The organism is Streptomyces longwoodensis (assembly GCF_001514125.1).
GTDB classification, from domain to species: domain Bacteria; phylum Actinomycetota; class Actinomycetes; order Streptomycetales; family Streptomycetaceae; genus Streptomyces; species Streptomyces longwoodensis.
Genome location: NZ_KQ948570.1, coordinates 1 through 22,548, shown reverse-complemented (window position 1 = coordinate 22,548; position 22,548 = coordinate 1). Strand labels below are relative to the sequence as shown.

17 protein-coding genes and 2 pseudogenes are annotated in these 22,548 nt (G+C 74.1%); 11 read left to right on the top strand and 8 right to left on the bottom strand.

What is annotated here, in order from left to right; genetic code table 11:
- Positions 1 to 92 precede the first annotated feature (92 nt).
- The 7 genes and pseudogenes from AQJ30_RS36205 to AQJ30_RS36180 all read left to right on the top strand — a co-directional run bounded on the left by AQJ30_RS36205 (position 93) and on the right by AQJ30_RS36180 (position 8,897).
- Positions 93 to 683, top strand: a complete 591-nt coding sequence (locus AQJ30_RS36205) for a TolB family protein (protein WP_067242449.1) — start codon at positions 93 to 95, stop codon at positions 681 to 683.
- Entirely contained in the window at positions 680 to 1,324 is a 645-nt protein-coding gene (locus AQJ30_RS36200; RefSeq protein ID WP_067242446.1) for a hypothetical protein, read from the top strand. Before AQJ30_RS36205 ends, AQJ30_RS36200 begins: the two co-directional genes overlap by 4 nt.
- A 165-nt stretch (positions 1,325 to 1,489) precedes the next feature.
- Positions 1,490 to 1,948, top strand: a pseudogene (locus AQJ30_RS39710) (hypothetical protein); the annotation flags it as partial.
- Between the two features lie 141 nt (positions 1,949 to 2,089).
- The gene (locus AQJ30_RS36195) at positions 2,090 to 3,430 is read left to right on the top strand and encodes a hypothetical protein (protein WP_245727319.1); all 1,341 of its coding nucleotides are present in this window, start codon (positions 2,090 to 2,092) and stop codon (positions 3,428 to 3,430) included.
- Positions 3,427 to 4,926 (top strand): VWA domain-containing protein, encoded by a 1,500-nt coding sequence (locus tag AQJ30_RS36190; RefSeq protein WP_067242442.1) that lies wholly within the window; start codon positions 3,427 to 3,429, stop codon positions 4,924 to 4,926. Before AQJ30_RS36195 ends, AQJ30_RS36190 begins: the two co-directional genes overlap by 4 nt.
- A 57-nt stretch (positions 4,927 to 4,983) precedes the next feature.
- Positions 4,984 to 6,102, top strand: coding sequence for an ATP-binding protein (locus AQJ30_RS36185; protein WP_067242440.1), 1,119 nt, complete (start codon positions 4,984 to 4,986; stop codon positions 6,100 to 6,102).
- A complete protein-coding gene (locus tag AQJ30_RS36180; protein ID WP_067242437.1) occupies positions 6,099 to 8,897 on the top strand; it encodes a DUF5682 family protein in 2,799 nt (932 codons plus the stop codon). The genes AQJ30_RS36185 and AQJ30_RS36180 overlap by 4 nt, the downstream gene beginning before the upstream one ends.
- A 51-nt stretch (positions 8,898 to 8,948) precedes the next feature.
- On the opposite strand, the gene AQJ30_RS36175 is transcribed toward AQJ30_RS36180, so the two are convergent.
- Positions 8,949 to 9,572: a GNAT family N-acetyltransferase gene (locus AQJ30_RS36175; protein ID WP_067242434.1), complete on the bottom strand. Its 624-nt coding sequence runs from the start codon at positions 9,570 to 9,572 to the stop codon at positions 8,949 to 8,951.
- Between the two features lie 165 nt (positions 9,573 to 9,737).
- A complete protein-coding gene (locus AQJ30_RS36170; protein ID WP_067242432.1) occupies positions 9,738 to 11,183 on the bottom strand; it encodes a glyceraldehyde-3-phosphate dehydrogenase in 1,446 nt (481 codons plus the stop codon).
- A 152-nt stretch (positions 11,184 to 11,335) separates the two neighbouring features.
- Between AQJ30_RS36170 and AQJ30_RS36165 the strand changes: the two are divergent.
- From AQJ30_RS36165 to AQJ30_RS36155, 3 genes and pseudogenes are all read left to right on the top strand, one after another.
- A pseudogene (locus tag AQJ30_RS36165) lies at positions 11,336 to 12,154 on the top strand (PP2C family protein-serine/threonine phosphatase); the annotation flags it as partial.
- 336 nt (positions 12,155 to 12,490) lie between these two features.
- On the top strand, positions 12,491 to 13,537 hold the full coding sequence (locus AQJ30_RS36160; RefSeq protein WP_067242429.1) for an MASE1 domain-containing protein: 1,047 nt from the start codon (positions 12,491 to 12,493) through the stop codon (positions 13,535 to 13,537).
- A gap of 134 nt (positions 13,538 to 13,671) precedes the next feature.
- The gene (locus AQJ30_RS36155) at positions 13,672 to 15,225 is read left to right on the top strand and encodes an MFS transporter (RefSeq protein WP_067242427.1); all 1,554 of its coding nucleotides are present in this window, start codon (positions 13,672 to 13,674) and stop codon (positions 15,223 to 15,225) included.
- On the opposite strand, the gene AQJ30_RS36150 is transcribed toward AQJ30_RS36155, so the two are convergent.
- From AQJ30_RS36150 to AQJ30_RS36135, 4 genes are all read right to left on the bottom strand, one after another.
- A complete protein-coding gene (locus tag AQJ30_RS36150) occupies positions 15,210 to 15,905 on the bottom strand; it encodes a hypothetical protein (RefSeq protein ID WP_067242425.1) in 696 nt (231 codons plus the stop codon). The genes AQJ30_RS36155 and AQJ30_RS36150 overlap by 16 nt on opposite strands.
- Positions 15,902 to 17,560 carry a protein kinase domain-containing protein gene (locus tag AQJ30_RS36145; protein WP_067242422.1) on the bottom strand — a complete coding sequence of 553 codons (1,659 nt, stop codon included), beginning with the start codon at positions 17,558 to 17,560 and terminating at the stop codon, positions 15,902 to 15,904. The genes AQJ30_RS36150 and AQJ30_RS36145 overlap by 4 nt, the downstream gene beginning before the upstream one ends.
- 134 nt (positions 17,561 to 17,694) lie before the next feature.
- Positions 17,695 to 17,964 (bottom strand): DUF1876 domain-containing protein, encoded by a 270-nt coding sequence (locus AQJ30_RS36140; RefSeq protein ID WP_245727315.1) that lies wholly within the window; start codon positions 17,962 to 17,964, stop codon positions 17,695 to 17,697.
- A 78-nt stretch (positions 17,965 to 18,042) separates the two neighbouring features.
- On the bottom strand, positions 18,043 to 19,233 hold the full coding sequence (locus AQJ30_RS36135) for an amidohydrolase (RefSeq protein ID WP_067242418.1): 1,191 nt from the start codon (positions 19,231 to 19,233) through the stop codon (positions 18,043 to 18,045).
- A gap of 260 nt (positions 19,234 to 19,493) precedes the next feature.
- Here AQJ30_RS36135 and AQJ30_RS36130 point away from each other — a divergent pair, with 260 nt between their 5' ends.
- Positions 19,494 to 20,957 (top strand): aminotransferase class I/II-fold pyridoxal phosphate-dependent enzyme, encoded by a 1,464-nt coding sequence (locus AQJ30_RS36130; protein ID WP_067242416.1) that lies wholly within the window; start codon positions 19,494 to 19,496, stop codon positions 20,955 to 20,957.
- A 23-nt stretch (positions 20,958 to 20,980) separates the two neighbouring features.
- On the opposite strand, the gene AQJ30_RS36125 is transcribed toward AQJ30_RS36130, so the two are convergent.
- Positions 20,981 to 21,853, bottom strand: a complete 873-nt coding sequence (locus tag AQJ30_RS36125; protein ID WP_067242413.1) for a C40 family peptidase — start codon at positions 21,851 to 21,853, stop codon at positions 20,981 to 20,983.
- Between the two features lie 113 nt (positions 21,854 to 21,966).
- Complete coding sequence (locus AQJ30_RS36120; RefSeq protein ID WP_079084546.1) at positions 21,967 to 22,518, bottom strand: RNA polymerase sigma factor; 552 nt, start codon at positions 22,516 to 22,518, stop codon at positions 21,967 to 21,969.
- Positions 22,519 to 22,548 lie beyond the last annotated feature (30 nt).

Here is a 22,548-nt window from a genome sequence, read left to right as displayed (position 1 = left end):
TCATCGGACCGATTGCCCGAGTCCGACCCGCTGCGGTTGGATCGCGGGACGCCTCGGCAGGGGGCCGGGGCCGTGGGGGTTCTGGAGGGGACATGCGGAAGGTCTTACCCGCGGTGGCGGGACTGGTGGGTGCCGGTCTGCTGGTGGCGCTGGGGCCGGCGGGGGCGGCGAGCGCCGACGGCGGAGGTGGTGCGGCCGCGACCGTGCGGATCAGCGTGGCCGCCGACGGGACGCAGAGCAACGACACGTCGTTCAACCCGGTGATCAGCAGGAACAGCCGCTACGTCGCGTTCGTCTCGCGGGCGACGAACCTCCTGCCCTCCGACCCGGTCCCCGCCGGGCAGAACCAGACGTACCTGCGCGACCTGCAGGAAGGCACCCTGCAACGGGTGACCCCCGACGGGGCCCCGGCGGAGGTCACCGACTTCAGCGCCTCGGGGGAGCGCATGCTGATCAGGGCGCTCGGCGGCCTGTACGTCCGCGACCTGCCGGCCGGTCCCACCCGGCGGGTGGACCTCGACCTCGGAGACTTCGCCGGCGGTTCCCCGTCCGGCGCCCGGATCAGCGGCTCCGGCCGCTACGTCGTGTTCACCCAGAGCCGCCCCGCCGGATCGACCGCGGCCGAGGGTTCGCGCGTGTACGTGCGTGACCTGACCTGCTGGACGCCACGACGCAGTGGGTGAGTCAGCCCGACACCGGGGACGGGACCCGTTACGCGGACGGAGCCGTCATCAGCGACGACGGGCAGCGCGTCGCCTACACCGACGTGAGGTACCCACCCACGGGCCCGGCGAAGGGTCATGCCCTCCTCCTCGACCGGAGCACCGGCGAGCGGCAGACGGTGGACGTCTCGCAGGACGGCTCGACGCCGGAACGAGCCGTCGGCGGGCTGTCGTTGAGCGCGGACGGCACCGTGGTGCTCTTCAACCGGTCCGACACGAGTCCGGTGACGGCGAACGACCAGAACGCGACCACGTTCGTCCGCGACCTGGCGGCCGGCACCACCCGCCCGGCCCCCTTCGGCCGCCCCACCAGCTTCGGTTCGCTCAGCGCCGACGGTCGTTCCGTGCTCCTCATGGCCGGCGTCGTCGGCCCCACCACCCCCACGCTCCCGCCGCTGTTCCTGTGGGACCGGGTGACCGGCCAGGGGCAGCTCGCCACCGTCACGAAGGACGGCGGTCCGGCCACCGGCTACCCCGGGCGGGTGGCGATGACCGGCGACGGCCGCACGTTCGTCTTCGAGTCGCTCGACTCCGATGTCGTCGCCGGTGACACCAACCGCACCTGGGACGTCTTCGTGCGGACCCTCCCGCCCGCCACCTGAGGCCGGCGGCGGGCCCCGGCCCGTCCGCGCACCCGCTCCGCACGGCGTTGTCAGTGGTCGCCACTAAGTTCGATCACGTCTCGCCGATCCGGCGACGGCATTCCCTCGTGCTGCTGCAAAGGAGCTGGTGCGTTGTCGCTCTGGGAGAAGTCGAGCGCCGCGCGGGTGGTCCCACCCGCGCGGCCCCGCAAGCTCGCCAAGGTCCCGTTCGTCGAACTCGCCGACGGACGCCTGCAGGGTGTCGTGTCCAGCGGCTCGGACATCGAGCGGGTCTACGTCTCGTCGGTGGCCGCGGGCAGCTTCGCGTACGCGTGCAGCACCAACAACAACCGCCCCTGCGGCGGCGCCCGCGGCGGGTTCTGCAACCACATCCGTGCGCTGGTCACCGAGGCCGTCCTCCAGTACGGCGGCCAGCGCGTCGCCCGCTACCTGCGCGTGGACACCGGTGACGCCACGGCGGACGCCCCCGCCCTGACCGGCGCGATGACCGCCGCCCGCCCGCCCCAGGCCGACCGCACGGCGGCCGCCGCCGTCTTCAGCCGCTTCCTGCGCCACCTGGCCTACCTCGAACTCGCCCCGGCCACTGACCCGTTGCCCGAGATGCACTGGTTCCCGCCGTCCCGGCAGGGCGAGGCCGCACCCGAGACGCAGACGGAGACGGAAGAGGTCGCGGCCGGAGCGGACTCGGCAGGGACCGGACCCGCCCCGGCCGAGGCGGGGTCCGCGCACCCCCTCGCCCAGCCCGTCGACGGCTTCGACGACGCCCTGGCCGCCGTCGACGCACTCGACCGTGCCCTCACCGGCGGCCTCCTGCGCCCCCGGCCCGAGCAGGCCGCCGACCTCACACACCTCGCGCACGCCGTCGCCGCGTCCCCGCTCGCCTCCCGGGTCGCCGAGGCCGCCGACAAGGCGTCGGCCGGCGCCGCCGGGGAGGAGCACTTCGTCGCGCTCGCCGCCGCCCGCGCCGCCCTCCTCGGCGCCGTCCACGACGCCCTGGCCGTCCGCGTCCAGGAGTTCACCGGCCGCACGCCCGCCGAGCAGGAACCGTCGGCGGCCGACGCGCCGGACGCGGCGAACGTCCTCGCCGCCGCCCGCTCCTGGCTGTGCGACCTCGCGCGCAGCGGCTGGCAGGGCATCGACCACGAACTGGTCGCCGGGGCCGCGCCCATCGTCTCGGCGCTGCTGCCCGACCCCGCGCTGCGCCGCCCGGCCGTCCTCCTCGACGGCTTCGCCGCCGAACTCGCCGCCTGCTGCCCCGGAGCGACGCTGGAGCGCATACCGGCCCGCCGCTGGGGCGACCTGTGGTCACGGGCCCTGCTGCTCACCCTGCCGGGAGCCCTCGGCACGGCCGCGCCCGACCGGCTCACGGGCCGCCTGCTGCCCCTCGGCACCGACCTGCACGAACACGCGACCGCCGTCCAGGCCCAGGTGCACGCCGTGTTCGAGCCGGCCGACGGCGGCCCGTCCCGCCTGGTGCGCGCCAGCGTGTCCGCACCCAAGCCGGACACCGTGGTCGGCGCCGGCGTCTGGCAACTGCTGCGCCCGCGCATGACGCTGCTCGCCGCCGCCGGTGAGGGCCGCGCGATGGAGCTGACCGACATGCCGGCCACCACCGACGGCGACCTCCTCTGGGACGACGCCCACGCCCACCCGGGCGAACCGGCCGACCCGTTCGCCACGGCCCGCGTCGCCCTGCCGACCGCCACCGCCGCCGCGACGGCACCGCTCGACCGGCACCCGGCAGGCCTCGCCGTCCCCGTGTTCCTGGAGGGCTACACCGTCCAACGGCACGACGACACCGTGACGTTCACCGTCGCCGGACACGCCCTGCCCGTCGACACCGACCGGGCACCGGCGGCCGGTCCCCTCACCCCCGACGCGGTCGCCGCGTCCGCCGCGTGCATCGCGCTGCTGCGCTGGGACGCGGGCACCCACCGCCTCCAGCCGCTCGCCGTGGAGAGCACCGTGCGCCGCAGGACGGTGTCCGTGCACGCGGGCGCGTGGGCCGGCGGCACCACCGACAAGGCGGCCGCCAAGGCGGAGAAGGCCGCCACGGACGCCGTGACCGTGCTGCGCGAGCGCGCCGGAAGGCTGCTGCGGAAATGACCGACACCACTCCCGCCCCGGACGCCCACGACCACCGCCGCCAGGTCCTCTACTGGCGTCTGCTCGCCCGCCTCTTCGACCCCGAGGAGCGGGCCTCCCTGGAGGCCGCGAGCCTCGCCGTCGTCGAGGACATCGGCCTGCCGGCCGCGCTGCTCGACCCGCAGGTATCGATCGACTCGATCGTGCAGCGCCATCCGGACCTGGCGGCCGAACTCGACGGCCTGATGACCCCGGACGGTGCGCACCCGCAGGACGACTCGGCCGCAAGTGACGCCCGCACGGACCCGCAGGACGCCACCGGCGCCGACCACGAGCACACCGGTCCGCAGGACCCCACCGTCGACGCCGACCCCCGCGACCGCGCCGCCGAGGTCCGCCGCGCCGCCCTCGTCTCCAAGGTGCTGCTCAACGTCTTCGCCACCGGCTCCGGAGCCGTCAGCGCCGGGCAGCTGGCCCGCTGGCAGTCCGACGCCGGCTGGCTGGAGCGCGCCCTCGGCTGTGCCCCCGGCGACCTGCGCGGCGGCCGTACGGGCGCACCCGGAGGTGTCGCCCCGACCGGCACCGGCCTCGGTGGCGCCACGCCCGACCTGAGCCGGCTGATCCCGCAGATCGGGCCCGAACTGGGCGCGCTGGAGGCCGACCTGGTCAAGCGGATGCGGCTGCGCGAGGTGCTGGCCGACCCGCAGCTGGCCGCGCGCCTCACCCCCAGCATGTCGCTGATCGAGCAGCTCCTGCGCGACAAGAACAACCTCTCCGGAGTGGCCCTCGCCAACGCCAAGGCGCTGATCCGCCGCTTCGTCGACGAGGTCGCCCAGGTGCTGCGCACCCAGGTGGAGAAGACGTCGGTCGGCGCGATCGACCGCTCCGTCCCGCCCAAGCGGGTCTTCCGCAACCTCGACCTGGACCGCACCATCTGGAAGAACCTCACCAACTACAGTCCCGAGGAGGAGCGCCTCTACGTCGACCGCCTCTACTACCGCCACACCGCGCGCAAGACCACGCCGCAGCGGCTGATCGTCGTGGTGGACCAGTCGGGCTCGATGGTCGACTCCATGGTCAACTGCACCATCCTGGCGTCCATCTTCGCCGGGCTGCCACGGGTCGACGTCCACCTCATCGCGTACGACACACAGGCGCTGGACCTCACGCCGTGGGTGCACGACCCGTTCGAGACGCTGCTGCGCACGAACCTCGGCGGCGGCACCGACGGCACGGTCGCCATGGCCCTCGCCCAGCCGAAGATCGCCGAGCCGCGCAACACGGTCGTGGTGTGGATCTCCGACTTCTACGAGTGGCAGAGCCAGCCGCTGTTCGACAGCATGGCCGCCCTGCACCGCTCGGGCACCCGGTTCATCCCGGTCGGCTCGGTGACCAGCTCCGGCCGCGGCAGCGTCAACCCGTGGTTCCGGGAGCGCTTCAAGGACCTCGGCACACCGGTGCTCTCCGGCCACATCCGCAAACTCGTCCACGAACTCAAGACGTTCCTCGCCTCGTAGCGGGACCGCACGAGCACGCACCTACCCACCTCACCCGTACCTCAGAAAGGCCCCCGCATGTCCGACCTGCTGCGCGCCCCCGCCGAGATCAAGTACGCCGAGGAGCTGGACTGGCTGGAGTCGGTCGACGACGGCCCCAAGCCCTTCTCCTGGCGGCTGTCGCCCAAGATGGTCCGGCTGTTCGTCCTCGGCTCCGAGCGCGCCGACGGCCTCGACCGGGAGATCTCCCAGAAGTGGTTCGGCGACCGCAGCTTCGTCGAGCGGTCCATCGTCACCCTCGCCTCCGACCGCGGCCTGCTGCTGATCGGCGACCCCGGCACCGGCAAGAGCTGGCTCGCGGAGCTGCTGTCAGCCGCCATCTGCCGCAACTCCACGCTCGTCGTGCAGGGCACGGCCGGCACCACCGAGGACCACATCAAGTACTCGTGGAACGTCTCCATGGTCATCGCCAAGGGCCAGTCCCGGGCGTCGATGATCCCCTCGCCGATCATGACCGCGATGGAGCGCGGCGCCATCGGCCGCTTCGAGGAGCTGACCCGCGCCACCAGCGACGTCCAGGACGCGCTGATCTCCATCCTGTCCGAGAAGTACATCTCGGTGCCCGAACTCGACAGCGAGAGCGACAACATCGTGTTCGCGCAGCCGGGCTTCTCCGTCATCGCCACCGCCAACAGCCGCGACCGGGGTGTCAACGACCTGTCCTCGGCGCTCAAGCGCCGCTTCAACTTCGTGCGCATCCCGGTGGTGACGAACAAGAAGAGCGAGGCGGAGATCGTCCGCTTCCGCACCGAGGAGCTGCTGCGGCGGCACCGCATCGAGCTGGACGTGCCGCCCACCCTGCTCGACGTGCTGCTGCAGAGCTTCGCCGACCTGCGGGCCTCCGCGGCCGCCGCCACCAGCGACGACGAGAAACTGGAGTCGGCCCTGTCCACCGCCGAGCAGATCGGCGTGCTGGAGGACGCCGTCCTGCACAGCACCTTCTTCGGCGAGCGCACCCTGAGCGCCCGCACGCTCGCCTCCTCCCTCGTCGGCTCGCTCGCCCGCCGCGACCCGGAGGACCTCGCCCTGATGAACAAGTACCTGCACGGCGTGGTCGAGCCGCGCAGCAAGGAAGAAGGGGGCTCCTGGCCGGAGTTCCTGGAGGGCGGCCGCGACGCGATCGCGACCCTGTCGTGAGCGCCGGCACCTTCGAGGCCCTGCGCGGCCAGCTCCACGAGGCGGCCACCGCGTTCGCCGACGGGCCCGGCGCGCTGGAGGGCATCCTGCGCGGGATCGTCGACGACGTCGACCGCGCCCTGAGCGAACCCCTGGAGATCTTCCCCGTCTGCCACCACTCGCCGGCCTCGGCCCTCGCCATGGCCCGGCGGCTGCGCGCGAAGCAGCCGAAGGTGGTCTACCTCGAACTGTGCGAGGACATGGCGCCGTTGCTCACCGAGCTGCGCAACTGCCGCCTGCCGGTGGCGGTGCAGGCGTTCGCGGGCGAGGTCGTGGGCTTCCCCGCCGACTGGTCCCCGCTCTCGGTGGTCGCCCCGATCACCGAGGCGTCCGCCGAGTACCAGGCCATCGCCTACACCCTGGACACCCCCGGCGTCGAGCTGGTCCTCGTCGACCGCTCCTCCGACCACGTCTTCCAGTGGGAGGCCCGCGACGAGCACCCGCCCGCCCCCGCTGAGCCCGCCGACCCCGACGCGCCGCAGGGCGAGGACGGCGCGCTGCACGGCGACGCGGTCGGCGTGGAGATCGGCGACCTGCGCCCGCGCTTCGCCGAACTGGAGGAGCACCTGCTGCGCCACGGCCGGGTGCGGCACTGGTCGGAGTGGTGGCACCAGTACGTCGAAGTGCCCCTCGGCGACGGCGACCACGACACCTACCGCCAGGTGATGCTGCTCATCGGCAGCCTCTTCCGCCGCCTGGCCCCCGGCGACCCGCGCCGGGTCCGCGTGGACGAGGACCGCGAGCGGTACATGTGGACCCGGATCCGCGCCCACCTCACCGCCACCGGCACCGACCCCGCCGACTGCCTCTACGTGTGCGGCGCCTTCCACGCGGCCAGCCGCGTCGAGGAGTTCGGCGTCCACGGCACCGACACCTTCACCATCAGCCCGCCCAGCGGCACCACGTGGCGCCACGGCCTGATCCCCTCCAGCCACGCCGCCATCGAGGCCCAGTTCGGCCTGGCCGGCGGCTCGGTGTCGATCGCCGCCGCCGAGTGGGCCAAGAACGTCCGGCGCACCGGCGTGAAGCCGTACCGGCTGGAGGGCCAGGCGGGCACCAAGAAGCAGGGCCGCAAGGCCGCACTGCCGACGGTCCCCGCACCGTCCGGGGCGCCCGCCGACAAGCTCTCGGGGTTCCTGGGCCGGCCGCCGGCCCTGGACCGCCTCGATGAGGCCGAACTGCTCGGCTGGTCCGTGGACGTCGTCCGCGCCGCCCGCCGCAACGGCTACCTCGCCTCCACCGCCGACGCCATCGCCGTGTTCGAGACGTCCATCCTGCTCGCCGGGATGCGCGACCGCGCCAAGCCGACGCCGTACGACTTCCAGGACGCGGCCGTCACCTGCATCGAGAAGGACGTCGTACCGGGCCGGCGGGACGTGCGCCGGCTCGTCGAGAGCATGATGGGCGGCGACCGCGTCGGCCAGGTCGGCTACGACGCGCTGCCGCCCCTGGCCCGCGACGTCCACGACCGGCTCGCCCCGCTGGCCCTCCGGCTCCAGCAGCGCGGCGTCCAGCGGGCCCTGCTGGACATCGCCTCCCGGCCGGAGCTGGAGGCCTGCTCCGACGTCCTGTGGATCCTGCGCCGCCTGCTGCCCCAGGGCGCCGCCCGGCCGATCATGGGGGAGCGGCGCCTCGGGGAACGCCCCATCCAGGAGTCCTGGGACCTGGCCCTGGGCACCCACCAGCGGGCCCTGATCGAGCTCGGCTACGAGGGCGTCAGCATCGAGCAGGTGCTGGAGCAGCGCCTGCGCCGCACCGCCTACGACCCCCGGGCCACCACCGGCGCCGTCCTGGAGACCGTCGAGGACGCCCTGCTCCACCTGCGCAGCCGACGCCTCGCCGACGAGCTCGGCACCCGCGCCCTGGAGGTCCTCTCCCGCGAGCGCAGCGTCGACGGGGCCCCCGAGGTGCTGCGCCGGGTGCGCCGGCTGCTCGCGTACCACCGCACGCACGAACCCGCGCTGCCCGCGTGGATCGAGTCCTTCGTCACCACCGGGTACGCGCACTACTGCACGCTGCTGCCGACCGCGTTCACCGACGAGGACGCCACCGTCCGCCAGGTCGGGGCGACGCTGGGCTTCCTGTTCAGCATGGAGGGCCTGGCCCTGTCCCTGGGCTGCGACCGCACCCAACTGGAGCTCGCCGTCGCCCAGTCGCGGCCCGAGGACCCGGCGAAGACCGCCCTGCTGTGGGCGGCCCGGACCCACCTGGGCACGCTCTCGCGCACGGAGCTGCGCGCCCGCTGCGCCGACCTGCTCGGCAACCCGCTGGTCGTGCCGTCGTACCCCCGCTACCTCAGTGGGTTCCTGCACGCGCTGGAACCGGTGCCGGCGTTGGCCGACTTCGTGGTGGAGGCCGTCTCGCAGGCGTTCGCGCGCCTGCCCGACCAGGTGCTGCTGCCCTGGCTGCCGAGCCTGATCACCTCGCTGCGCTCGGGCGGTGCGGAGCTGGCCCCGCTGCTCATCCGTGAGGCCGACCGGCTGTTCCCCGGGCGGCTCGCGGCCCTGGACGCCTGGACCCCGCCGTGGGAGGCGCCGCCGCCACCGGTGGGGGAGCAGGCAGCCGCGGGCCCGCACGCCGGGCAGGGCGCCGCGCTCCTCGCCGCCCATCCCGCGGCCTGCGACGCGCTGGCCGGACTGCTGGGCTGCGACGACCCCTGGCAGCCGGCACCGGCCGCGACGTCCCGGGGCGCCGTGCTGCTGAGCGCGCACCCGGTCACGGGAGAGGCGCTCGCGGCGCTGCTCACCACCGGCTGACCGGCCGACGGCCGCCCCGGCCCACCGCCTCGCCGCGGGCCGGGGAGGTCGTCAGCGCGTGGTCGGCCGTCCCAGGTACCAGACCGGTCCCTGCTCCTGCGGGACGTCGATCTCCCGGAACCCCAGCCGGTCGTAGAACGCGCGCGCCGGGGTGTTCGCCCGCGCCATGCACAGGTGCACCGCCGGCACCCCCCGCTCGTGCAGCGCGTCGAGGAACGTCTCCATCAGGGCGCGCCCGTACCCCCGGCCCTGCCACGGCGGCAGCAGGTCGATGTGCAGGTGGGCCGGGAAGGGCGCGAGCTGGGGCTGCACCATCCGTTCGGGGTCGTGCAGCAGGCCGATCATCTCGTCGGTCGGCGTGCGCGGCGCCCCGCCGGGCTCGGGGTACCGGCCGGCGACCGCGGGCAGCCACGCGTCGCGGAACCACTTCACGAACCGGGGCGTGTCCGCCGTCCCCACGACGTAGCCCACGGCCCGCCCGTAGCCGTCGTCCAGCACCCGGGTGAGTTCCGGCTCGTGGTCGACGTACGGGTAGGCGAACAGCGTGGGCATCAACTCCCGGTCGGGGTAGATCCCCGAGGAGTCCTGCCCGTTGTGGGCGGTCAGGACGCAGACCTCCCCGAGCGCCGGACGATCGGACACCCGGTACGGCCGCACGAAGGGCATCGGTTTCATGCCCCGATCATCCCGCCGGGGGAGCGCTCCCACAAGCGTCGGAGAGCCCGGCGGCGCCACCACCGGGAGCCGCGAACGCCCGCCGTCCCGGCGGCACTTGGCTCACCGGGGCGACGGGCGGCTGCGGAACGCGGGTCGAGCGGGGTCGTACGCGGGCCGTACGGGTCAGGCGGCCGGGGCCGGGAACGTCGGGTACTCGACGCCCGAGACGTGCTGGACGACCCGGATGACCTGGCAGGAGTAGCCGAACTCGTTGTCGTACCAGAGGTAGAGGATCGCGTTGTCGCCCTCCACCTTCAGTGCGCCCGCGTCGACGATCGAGGCGTGGCGGGAGCCGATGAAGTCGCTGGAGACCGCGTCCGGCGCGCTGATGAAGTCGATCTGGCGGCGCAGCGGAGAGGTCAGCGACACGTCGCGCAGGTGGTCCAGGACCTCCTCGCGGGACGCCTCGCGGGCGAGCTGGAGGTTCAGGATGGCGATCGACACGTCCGGCACCGGGACCCGGATCGAGCTGCCGGTGATGCGCGCCTTCAGGTCCGGCAGCGCCTTGGCGACCGCGGAGGCCGCGCCGGTCTCCGTGATGACCATGTTGAGCGGCGCGGACCGGCCCCGCCGCTCGGACTTGTGGTAGTTGTCCAGCAGGTTCTGGTCGTTGGTGAACGAGTGGACCGTCTCCACGTGCCCGCGCAGGACGCCGTACTCGTCGTCCATCGCCTTCAGCGGCGGCACGATCGCGTTCGTGGTGCAGGACGCACAGGACAGGATCCGCTCGTCCGGCTTGACGGTGTCGTGGTTGACGCCGTGCACGACGTTCGGGACGTCGCCCTTGCCGGGCGCGGTCAGCACGACCTTGTCGATGCCCGGACGCAGGTGCAGCGACAGCCCCGCGCGGTCGCGCCACTTGCCCGTGTTGTCGATGAGGATGGCGTTCTTGATGCCGTACGCCGTGTAGTCGACCTCGCCGGGGTCGTTCGCGTAGATGACCCGGATCGCGTTGCCGTTGGCGACGATCGTGCTGTTCGCCTCGTCGACGGTGATGGTGCCCTGGAACTGGCCGTGGATCGAGTCGCGGCGCAGCAGCGAGGCGCGCTTGACGATGTCCTGCTCGCCGCCGCCGCGCACCACGATGGCGCGCAGGCGCAGGCCGTTGCCGGAGCCGGCCTTCTCGATGAGCAGGCGGGCGACGAGGCGGCCGATGCGGCCGAAGCCGTACAGGACGACGTCGCGGCCCTCGCTGCGCTCGATCTTGTTGCTGCCGGTGGCGCCCGCCACCGCCTGCGCGGTGAACTCCTCGACCGACAGGCCCTGGTCGTCCGCCTTGTGGGTCGCGGCGAGCATGCCGATGTCGATCTGCGAGGGACCGAGGTCCAGCGTGGTGAGCGCCCGCAGGAACGGCATCGTCTCGGTGACCGAGAGCTCCTCGCCGGCGATCTGCCGGGCGAAGCGGTGGGTCTTGAGGATGCTGACCACCGACTTGTTCACCAGGGAGCGGCTGTGCAGGAGGACGGTGACGTCCCGCTCCCGGTGCAGCTTCCCGATGATCGGGATCATCGCCTCCGCGGTTTCCTCGCGGTTCTTCCAGTTGGTGAACGAGTCGTCGTTGACAGTCACTGATCCATCTTTCGAGCTAGGTGGCGCTCATATGCTAACCACACCCCCGCTCGGGGTCCGCAGCCGGTGTGATCACAGCGGGTCTGCACCGTAACGCGATAAAATCGAGCGATTTGTCCCGAGACGGGCGACCGCCCTGGCCGGAGTGACCGATGCCCCGCAAGCGCCCCACGGACGACGGTGACGAGCTGCTCGCCAGACTCGGCTCGCTCACCGCCCAGGCCCGCCAGCGGGCTGAGCTGCAGCGCACGCAGGTGGAACTGGCCATCGCCCTCCAGCGGGGCATGCTGCCCCGTGACCTGCCCGTCGCCCCCCGTCTGCACCTGGCCGTCCGCTACGCGCCCGCCTTCCACGGCCTGAACGTGGGCGGCGACTGGTACGACGCCTTCGTGCTGCCCGACGGCGGCATCGGCCTGTCCATCGGCGACGTCCAGGGCCACAACATCGAGGCGGCGGCGTTCATGGGCCAGGTCCGCGTCGGCCTGCGCGCCCTCGCCTCGGTCACCAGCCACCCCGGCGAACTGCTCTCGAGGACCAACGACCTGCTGCTCTCCCTGGGCGGCGACCTCTTCGCCACCTGCACCTTCCTGCGCCTGGACCCCGCCACCGGCGTCCTGGAGAGCGCCCGCGCCGGGCACATACCGTGCGTGTGGGCCACCGCCGACGGCAAGTCCGGCATCGCCCACGACGAGGGCGGGCCGCCGCTGGGCGTCGTGGCGGGCATGGAGTACCCGGTGACCCGCTTCCGCCTCACCACGGGGGGTGTGTTCGTCCTCCTCACGGACGGCGTCGTGGAGGGGCCCTCGATGAACCTGGACGAGGGCCTGGACCAGGTCGTGCGGCTCGCCGGCATCGCCGCCGTCGCCGGCCTGGAGGCGTCCTCCCTGGCCGCGGCCGTGATCAAGGGCGCGGCCCGCGTCGGCCACGAGGACGACGCGGCCGTCCTGGTCATCGGCCACGACGGTCATGACGGCGACGACCATGACGATGGCCCCGACCGCCCCGACGGCACCGGCCGCCCCGACCGCCCCGGTCTCTACGGCACCGACCCCACCGCCGGCCAGGGCGGTGGTGGTCGGGCCGCGGGGGATGGCGACGACGGCCACGACGGTGGGGACCGCCACGGCCGGCTCGGCAGCCCCGACGTGCGCGGCCCCGACTCGCACGGCCCCGACCGGCGGGCGCGGCCGTAGCACCGGACGGGTGCCGCCCTCCGGGCTGTGACCCCGCGCCCGGACCCCCACCGTCAGCCGGAGGGCCGGACGCGTGCCGTCCTCGCCTCGCCGTCCCCGGCGCGACGGTGTCTGATGGCTCCTGTGGTGGGTACCGAGCAGCTGCGCGGACCAGCCGTCTCCTTGCTGCGGACGCTGGCCGTCGCCGCCTGCTACTACGGCGCCGGGCGCCTCGGCCTGCTGCGGCACCTGGTGGTCGAGGGGGCGGTGTTCAGCCCCATCTGGCCGCCCACCGGCGTGGCCGTGGCCGCCCTGCTGGTCTTCGGGCTGAGCTGCTGGCCGGGCATCGCCCTCGGGGCCTTCCTCGTCATCCTGTCGATCACCACCTCGCTGACCCCGGCCGTCCTCGGCACCCTGGCCGGCAACACCCTCGCGCCCGTGTGTGCCTACCTGCTGCTGAACCGCGTCGGCTTCCGCACCGAGCTCAGCCGGCTCAAGGACGGCCTCGCCCTGGTCTTCCTCGGCGCGCTGGCGGCCATGACGATCAGCGCGACGACCGGGGTGGGGATCCTCGTCCTGACCGACCGGCTCGCCGCGGGGGACTTCTGGCCGGTGTGGCTGGCCTGGTGGGTGGGCGACGCGATGGGCGTCCTGATCGTCACGCCGGTCCTGCTGCTGCTCTACAACGCCCGCTGGCACCCGCACCCCGCCCGGTGGCGCTGGAAGGAGGCCACCGCGCTCGTCCTCAGCGTCGCCGCCCTGGTGCCCCTGGCCACCTACAGCAGCGTCAGCCTGCTGTTCCTCGTCTACCCGCTGCTCATCTGGGGCGCCCTGCGCTTCCAGCTCGCCGGGACGATGCTGTGCGCCCTGCTCGCCTCCGTGCTGGCCACCCTCGCGGCCACCGAGGGCACCGGGCCGTTCGCAGGGCTGAGCCGCATCGAGGTGATGGCGAAGCTCCAGGCCTTCAACGGCGCGATGGCCCTCACCGCGCTGCTGCTGTCGGCGGTGATCACGGAGCAGCGCAACACCAGGCGCTCGGTGGAGCGGGCCTGCCAGGAACTGGTCGAGGTCCTGGAACACCTCACGGCGGGCGAACCCCCACCACCCCGCCCCGTCGAGGAGACGTACGACGCCGACGACGGTCCGGACCCCGGCGCGCAGCGCCCGCGCCTGCCCCGCTGAGCCGCCCGCGGAACCCTCCCGCACCCGAGTGGTGCCCCCTCCACGACCGGCGTACGGTCGAACGATGAACGCGCCGGTGGACATGCCCGTTCCCCGCGCGGCCCCGACGCCCGCTCCCCGAGCGTGGAACCGATATGAGCAGCAGCCCGCAGCCCACGTCCGCCCCCACGACCACCGCACCGGAGACCGGCGGTGGCGGCAACGCGATGGCGCTGCTCGTCATCGCCTCGTGCCAGCTGATGGTGGTCCTCGACATCACCATCGTGAACATCGCGCTGCCGCACATCCAGCGCTCCCTGGACTTCTCCACCACCAGCCTGTCGTGGGTGGTCAACGCCTACACCCTGACCTTCGGCGGTCTGCTGCTGCTCGGCGGCCGGGCCGGTGACATCCTCGGCCGGCGCCGTGTCTTCGTCTTCGGCGTGCTGCTGTTCGTCGTCGCCTCCCTGCTCGGCGGGCTCGCGCACAACAGCGGCCAGCTCCTCGCGGCCCGCGCCCTGCAGGGTGTCGGCGGGGCCATCGCGTCGCCGACCTCCCTCGCGCTGATCAGCACCACGTTCCGCGAAGGCCCGGCGCGCAACCGGGCGTTCGGGGTGTTCGCGGCCGTCTCGGCGGGCGGCGGCGCCATCGGACTGATGGCCGGCGGGATGCTCGTCGAGTGGCTGAACTGGCGGTGGGTGCTCTTCGTCAACGTCCCCATCGGCATCCTCATCGCGCTGGCCACGCCCCGCTGGATCAAGGAGTCCGAACGCCACCCGGGCCACTTCGACATCGCCGGCGCCCTGACTTCGACGGCCGGCATGGTCCTGCTCGTCTACGGCTTCATCCGCGCCGCCCAGGAGGGCTGGCGGGACCCCTGGACCCTGGCGTCGTTCGCGGCCGCGATCGTCGTGCTCGGCCTGTTCGTGCTGACCGAGCGGCGCTCCAAGCAGCCCATCACCCCGCTGCACATGTTCGCCGACCGCAACCGCGCCGGCACCTACGGCATGATGCTCTGCCTGGCCGCGGCCATGTTCGGGATGTTCTTCTTCCTGACCCTGTTCGTGCAGGACGTGCTGAACTTCAGCCCGCTGCGGGCGGGCTTCGCGTTCCTCCCGGTGAGCGCGGTGATCGCGGTCGGTGCGGGCCTCGCCTCCCGCTTCCTGCCGGTCTACGGCCCGAAGCCCTTCATGGTCGTCGGGGCGCTGCTGGCGGCGGCCGGCCTGGCCTGGCTCACGCTCACCGACGTGCACTCCACCTACGCGGGCAGCATCCTCGGCCCGATGCTGGTGTTCAGCTTCGGCATGGGCATGGAGTTCGTGTCGCTGACGCTGATGGCCCTGTCCAACGTGCCCGTCCACGAGTCGGGCGCGGCCTCGGGCCTGCTCAACGCCACCCAGCAGGTCGGCGGTTCGCTCGGCCTGTCCATCCTGGTCACCGTGTTCGGCACCGCCAGCACCAACGAGGCCCACCGTCAGATCCCGGCGTTCCTGTCCCAGGCGACCCCGCTGGAGCGGCTGCGCTTCCAGCGCACCGGGGTGCTGCCCCCGCCCTGGTCGGACGAGGTCCTGACAGCCGGTGTCTCCGGCGCCTTCGTCACGGCCGCCGTGCTCGCCGCGGTCGCCGCGGTGATCGCGCTGCTCGTCATCCAGGTGCGCCCGTCGGACCTGGAGCGGCTCCAGGGCGGCGCCGCTCAGGGGCAGTCGTAGGCCAGGCGCAGGCTCGCCGTGTGCGGGGTGGGGGACAGGACGCGCAGCGTGGCGGTGGTGCTCTGCCGGCCGTGCCCCTGGAACGTCCACCGCAGGTGCACGCGCACGGTGCGCTGACCCCGGTCCAGCGAGGCGTGCCGCACCGGTGAAGTGGTTCCCCCGTCGCGCACCCACCGGTAGGCGACGGTGCCCTCGTGCCCGTCGGTCCGCACGACGCCGACCACGTCCGCCGTGCCGTCGCAGACCAGGTGGGTCCGGTCGGCCCGCACCGCGACCGCGCGCACGGACAAGGGTGTTGAGGAGTGGTCCCGCCACCACAGGAACCCCAGCACGACGGCCAGCACGCACACCGGTACGACGTGCCGGCGCCACCGTCCGCGCCGCCGCGGCGCGGGGGTCGCCGAGGCGGCCGCCGTGACGTCGACCCGGTGGGCCAGGGCCGTGGTGACCCCCGGCCCGAAGCGCAGCACGGTCTCCTCGCCGGGCCCGGTCGGCACGGCGGGCACCGTGGTGTCGACCAGCGTGGAATCGACCCGTTTGGCGTCGACCCGTGTGGTGTCCTCCGGCGGCGGGCCGCCCACCGGCCGCTGGATCCAGTGGCTGGCCAGCACGGTCGCGCTGTAGTCGTCGTCCGGCCCGGTAGGGCCGGGCAGGGCGCGGGGGTCCTGGGGGGTGCTCATCGGATCTCGCACTGCCGGGTCAGGAGCTGCTGCGCGGCACCGCCGTCGGCGGAGGCGGGGCTCGTCGTGGCCTGGACGGTCCAGTAGCAGCCGGTGGACCCGAAGGTGTGGTCGACGGTGACCGTGTACGCGGTGGCTCCGCTGCGCCGGAACGAGGTTGTCGCCCCGTCGGCCGCCCCGTTCTGTCCGGCGGCGTCGCCCGCGAACCAGGCGACGGTCAGCGTGACCGGGCCGGTGCCGTCGGTGGTGACGGTGAGCGTCGCGGTCGCCGTAGTGGGACCGGTCTGCCGGAACGCGCTGACGGACACGTCCTTCACCGCGGGCGCGGCCGGCGCGGAGGAGGTGTCGGCGGACGGGCTGGGCGAGCCCGGCGCGGACGTCGTGCCGGTGCTCGGACTCGCGGTGGGTCCGGCCGGGGGCGCGGTGTCGGGGTCGGAGGCCGCCGGTGAGGGGGAGGGGCCGGTGACCGGCTCGGTCGGCGAAGGCGTGGCCGTGGCCGTCGCGGACGGGGTCACCGACGGGGAAGCCGATCCGCTCGACGTCGGACCGGCGCCCCCACCGGTGACGACCGGGCCCGCGCTGGTGGTGGCGAGGACGTCCGTCACCCGCCCGGCGGTGTCCGCACCGGCGATCGGGCCGATGCCCTGCGTCGCGAGGACCGCCAGGAGCAGCGCGGCCGCGGCCGCCGCGAGGCCGGGCCAGGTGGGCCGCCACGCGGCGAGCCGCCCGTGCCCCGACCCCAGGACGGTACGGGCGGTGTCCGTGGTGGTGCGCGCCGTCCACTGGTGCCGCGGGGGCAGCAGGAACAGCAGCAGCGCGACGAGCGAGGCCAGCCGGGCGCGGCCGCGCGTCTCCCAGTCGGGGCCGTACCGGCCGACGGCGGCCCGCTCCAGGTCGGCGACGAACGCGGCGGCGTCCGCGGGCCGCTCCCCGGGCGCCTTGGCCAGCCCCCGGCGCACCAGGGGCCGGAGCGCCCCGGGCACCTCGTCGACCGGGACGGGGTGTTCGAGGTGCTGGAGCGCGAGCTCGGCGAGGTTGCCGCCCGGGTAGGGCTTGCGGCCGGTCAGGCACTCGAAGAAGGTGGCCGTCGCGGCGTACACGTCACCGGCGGGCGAGGCGGGCGCACCGGTCCACTGCTCGGGCGCCATGTAGGCGGGCGTCCCGGCGATCCCCGCGTCGACCCCGGAGTCGACCGCGATGCCGAAGTCGACCAGCTTGGACAGGCCGTCCGTGGTGACCAGCACGTTGTCCGGCTTGTAGTCGCGATGCACGACGCCCAGCCGGTGCGCGTCGGCCAGTCCGAGCAGCGACCCCTTCAGCACGACCAGCGCCGCCTCCGGCGCCAGCGGGCCCTGCCGGGTCAGCAGCGCGCGCAGGGAGACGCCGTCGACCAGCTCCATCACGATCGCCGCACCCCGGGGCGCCTCGACGTACTCGTAGAAACCGGCCACGTACGGGCTCTCCAGGCCGCCCAGGAGCTCCGCCTCGGCGCGGAAGCCGTGCACGAAGCCCGGCCGGGTGCGCAGCGCCTCGCTCAGGTACTTCACGGCGACCGGCACACCGGTCTCCTCGTGCACGGCGAGCACCACCCGCCCGCTCGCCCCGGAGCCGAGTTCCTGCGACTCGGAGTACCCCGGTACCGCCCATGCGTTCACAGCCGTCCCCCCTGCCGTGGCGCGTCACCGCCGCGTGGTGCGCGGCGCGGTGGACCACGGGGAGGAAGACACGCTTTCGGCCGGAGCGGTTGCAGACCCGCAGCCGCTCGCGGGCCCGGGCCCCGCGGTGCGGGTCAGTCCACGCTCCACGCCCGGGCGGGCGAGGGCGGCCGGGCGGCGCCGTCCGCGGCCAGGGTGCGCAGCCGGGCCGCCAGGTCCTCCAGGGCGCGGCAGACGGCGAGTTCGTCGCCGATCTCGGGCGCGGGCGGGTCGTCCGGGTTGCGGTGCGCGACGCCCGAGCCCGTGACGCCCGACGTGTCACGGCCCGACAGCACGGCCCGCGCCCGCGTCTCGTCGCCGTCCTCGGTGATGTGGACCCGCACGGTCCACTGCTTGCCTTCCACGGTGTCCACCTCCGGGTCGGACCGCCCCGCTCCTGTCCAAGACTGCGGCCGGGACGGCGGCCGGTCCATGCGGGCCGCTCAGCGTGCGGCCACGGGCGCGGGGCCGTGCGCCCGCCAGGCGGCGGTGCGCAGCGGGTCGTCGGCGAGGACGTCTACGGCCGTGCAGGCCAGCGCCTCGGTGACCGAGGCCAGCACGCCCCGGGCTCGCGCCGACAGGCCGGCCTCGGCGAACTCGGGCGTGTGGTCGGAGCCGTCCGCGTCCATGATGGCGACGAACGGGTGGATGGCCGGCACCAGTCCGCTGACGTTCCCGATGTCGGAGGAGCCCAGGTACACGCCGGGCGCCGGCGGGGTCAGGTCGATCCCGGCGCGCGAGAGGTGCGCGGCGAAACGGGCGGACAGCGGCTCGCTGTCGCGGAAGTGCTCGTAGCGGACGGTCGCGCGCTCCACGGTCACCGTGGTGCCGGTGGCCTGGGCGACCCCGGCGGCCGCGGTGCGCAGCCGCGCGGCGAGGTCGTCCAGCGCGCCGGTGGTCGCCGCCCGCAGCCCGAACACGCCCTCGGCGTACTCCGGGACGATGTTGGTGGCCGTGCCGCCGTGGGTGATGATGCCCTGCACGTGGGACGCTTCCGGCAGCCGGTGGGTGAGGCCCGCCAGCACGTTGAACAGCTCGATGAGGGCCGCGAGGGCGTCGATGCCCTCGGTGGGGTTGCCCGTCGGGTGCGCGGCCCGGCCGTGGAAGCCGACCCGGTACTGCTCCTGCGCCGTGAGCGGCGCGCGCACCCAGTCGTGCACGCCCGGGTGGAACATCAGCGCGGCGTCCACCTCGTCGAAGACGCCCGCCTCCGCCTCCAGGGCCTTGCCCCCGCCGCCCTCCTCCGCGGGGGTGCCCACCGCCAGCACCGTCCCGGGGGCGCCGTCCCGTGCCGCGTGGGCCGCGAGCGCGGCGCCCAGTCCGGCGGCGGCGATGAGGTGGTGGCCGCAGGCGTGCCCGAGGCCCGGCAGGGCGTCGTACTCGAGGAGCAGCGCCACCGTGGGCCGCCCCTCGCCCGCGCGGGCGGTGAACGCGGTCGGCAGCCCGGGCACGTCCTGGCGCACGTCGAACCCGGCCCGGCGCAGCTCGCAGGTCAGCAGGGCCGCCGCGCGGTGTTCGGCGAAGGCGCACTCGGGGTCGGCGTGCAGCGCGCTCGCCACCTCCCACAGCAGGTCGATCCGGTCGGCCACCTCCTGGCGGACGCGGCGGTGCACGGCATCGGGCGTGGACGACACACGGGCCTCCTCGGGTCGGCAGCTCCGGCACCGTCCGGGTTCCACCGAACGTCGTCCCGACACAGCGCGGCACCGACACAAGGCGGCACCGACACAAGGCGGCACCGACACAACGCGGACCGGCGCAACGCGGCACCGGCACAGCGCGGCACCGACACCCCCCGGGGTTTGGACCGCGCGCCCGGTGCAACACGGTGGCTGGGCGGAGCCGCCCCCTCAGGGGCGGTGCGGCCCATGACGGAGTCCGCCCAGGAGGCACCATGGATCACTCACGCGTACCCGTGCTCGAGGCCCTGGAGGAGTTCCGGCGCCGGGGCGACATCGCCTACGGGCCGCCGGGACACAAGCAGGGCCGGGGCACGGACCCCCGCGTGGCCGACGTCCTCGGCATCGACGTCTTCCGCTCCGACGTGCTCAGCCTGAACGGCCTGGACGACCGGCGCCAGTCGCAGGGGGTGCTCTCCCAGGCGCAGGAGCTGATGGCCGACGCGGTCGGCGCCGAGCAGGCGTTCTTCTCCACCTGCGGCAGCTCCCTGTCGGTCAGGACGGCGATGCTGTCGGTGGCCGGGCCGGGGGAGAAGCTGCTGCTGTCGCGCAACGCCCACAAGGCGGTGATCGCGGCGGTCATCATCAACGGCGTCGAACCGATCTGGGTCCACCCCAAGTTCGACGGCGAACGGCACCTGGCCCACCCGCCCGAGCCGGACGACGTGCGCCGGCGGCTGCAGGAACACCCCGACGCCAAGGGCATGTTGCTGATCACGCCCACCGACTGGGGCACGTGCGCGGACGTCGCCGGGGTGGCCGAGGCGTGCCACGCCGTCGACGTGCCCCTCATCGTGGACGAGGCGTGGGGCGCCCACCTGCCCTTCCACCCCGGCCTGCCGCCCTGGGGCATGTACGCGGGCGCGGACCTCGTGGTCACCAGCGTCCACAAGATGGGCGGGGCCGTCGAGCAGAGCTCCGTCTTCCACCTCCAGTACGACCGGGTGGCGCCCGAGGTGCTCAAGCAGCGCGAGGACCTGCTCGGCACCACCAGCGCCTCCTCACTGGTCTACGCGTCGCTCGACGGCTGGCGGCGCCAGATGGTCGAGCAGGGTCACGACCTGCTGGACGGGGCCATCGTGCGGGCGAAGCGGGTCCGCGAGCTGGCCGATTCCCTGCCCGGCCTGCGCGTGATGGGCCAGGAGGTCGTGGACGAGGGCTTCGCCGCCTCCTTCGACCCGCTGAAGATCGTCATCGACGTGCGCGAGCTCGGCGTGAGCGGCATGCAGGCCGCGGAGTGGCTGCGCGCCAACTGCCACATCGACGTGGGTGGTTCGGACACCTGCCGGATCAGCGCGTCGATCACCTACGCCGACGACGACATCACCGAGAAGCGGCTGACCGACGCCCTGCGCACGCTGACCGAGCGCGCGGACGAGATGGAGAAGCTGCCCGAGGTGCGCCTGCCCCAGCCGGGCGCCCTCGAACTGGAGCAGGCCATGCGTCCCCGGGACGCCTTCTTCGCGACGGTGGAACACGTGGCCGCCGAACAGGCCGTGGGACGCATCGCCGCGGAGACGATCAGCCCCTACCCGCCCGGCGTGCCCGTGGTGGCCCCGGGCGAGGTGATCACCGCCGAGGTGCTGGACTACCTGCGCAGCGGCGTCGAGCACGGCTTCCTCATCTCGGACGCGGCGGACACGACGGTGAAGACACTGCGCGTGGTGGCCCGCGACTGACACCCCCTCAGGGGCCGACTCCCTCAGCACTCCCGGACGCCCGGCAGCCAGGCGGCCGGGTCGTCGATGTAGATGTTCGAGATCCAGGCCTCGTACCGGGGCAGGTACGACCAGGCGTCGTTGCTGTGGCCCTCGGCCCGGACCGGTTCGCCGTGCGCCTGGCAGAGCATGTCCACCGCCGTGGGACCCGGCAGCCGCGTCACCGGCGGCTGCCGGGTGCTCGGATCGGGCCGCAGGCCCACGCCCGTGCCCCAGGTCATGAACCGCTCGGTGCCCGCCGGTGGTTGCTGGCCGCCGACGATCCGCAGGGCGCCCGCGTACTCGCCGTCCAGCCGCACGTCGCTGACCATCACGGGCGTCCCGGACTCCCGGGCCTCGACCACCCGGCCGCCGCCCAGGTAGAGCGCGATGTGGTGGACGGTGCCGAGGTCGGACGGGTCGGTGCCCCACAGCAGCAGGTCCCCGGGCCGGAGCGGGGCGAGGCCCTGGGCCCGGGTGAAGCGGGCCATGGCGCCGCTCCACTGCGCCTGGTTCCAGGAGCCCTCGGGCAGGGGGATCCGCGCCCCCTGCCAGGCCGCGTACTGCACCAGGTGTGAGCAGTCGAAGCCCTTGACCCGGCTGTCGTGCGCGCCGGGACCGCCGCCCGGGTAGTCCTGGCCGTACGTCGGCCCGTTGATCGAACCCCCGCCCCAGGAGTAGGGGACGCCGAGCTGCGAGCAGGCGGCGTCGACGATCGCCGTGGCCCCGGCGGGGGCGTCGGCGGTCGCACGGCAGTCGGCGGCCCCCGGGGCGGCGGCCTCGGGAGCGGCGCCGGCCGTCGCCGTGCCGGTACAGCTCAGGACGGTGGCGAGGAGCAGTCCTCCCGCGGCCGTCAAGGTGCGGTGGCTTCGGTGCATGTGGGGTTCCCCGTTCGGATCGTGCGACGAACTGTCGGTGGTGGCCGCGGAGTTGGTGAGGTCCGGCGCGGGGCGGGGGCAGCGGTCGGCTCCCGGCGCCCCGCTCGGCCGGCTCACCGCTCGCTGCGCGGGCGGCCGGAGTGCCCGGCAGGCGTGGGGGAGACGACGGCGGCACCGTCCTCGTACGCGCCGACCGCGGCCCGGATCTTGGCGAGCCCGCGCATGCGGTTGCGCTGCACGGTGCCGCGGTGGGCGCCGAGCCGTTCCCCCGCCATGTCGTGGGTCAGCCCCTCGAGGTCGACGAGGATCACCGCGGCGGCCTCCTTGGGCGACAGCGCCCGCAGCAGCGCGGTCGCCACCGCCTCGGCCTCCTTGCGCGCGAAGCCGCCGTCCCAGCTCGGCTCGGGCAGCCGGTCGGTGCAGCGCTCCCGGCGCGCGGGGTGGCGCCAGTGGTCCCGCAACACGTTCAGCGCGGTCGCGCAGGTGTAGGCGTACGGCTGCTGCTGCCGGGCGAGCGTACGGGCGCGGGCCCGGCGGGACAGCCGGAGGTAGGTCTCCTGGAGGAGGTCGTCGGCGTCGTGCGGGTTGCCGGTCAGGACCAGCAGGCGGCGCCGCAGCCTCGGCATGAGGGCAGTGAACGCGGCGTCGAACTCGTCGGCGGTCATGCCGGTACGGGCGGCGGACGACGCGCTAGG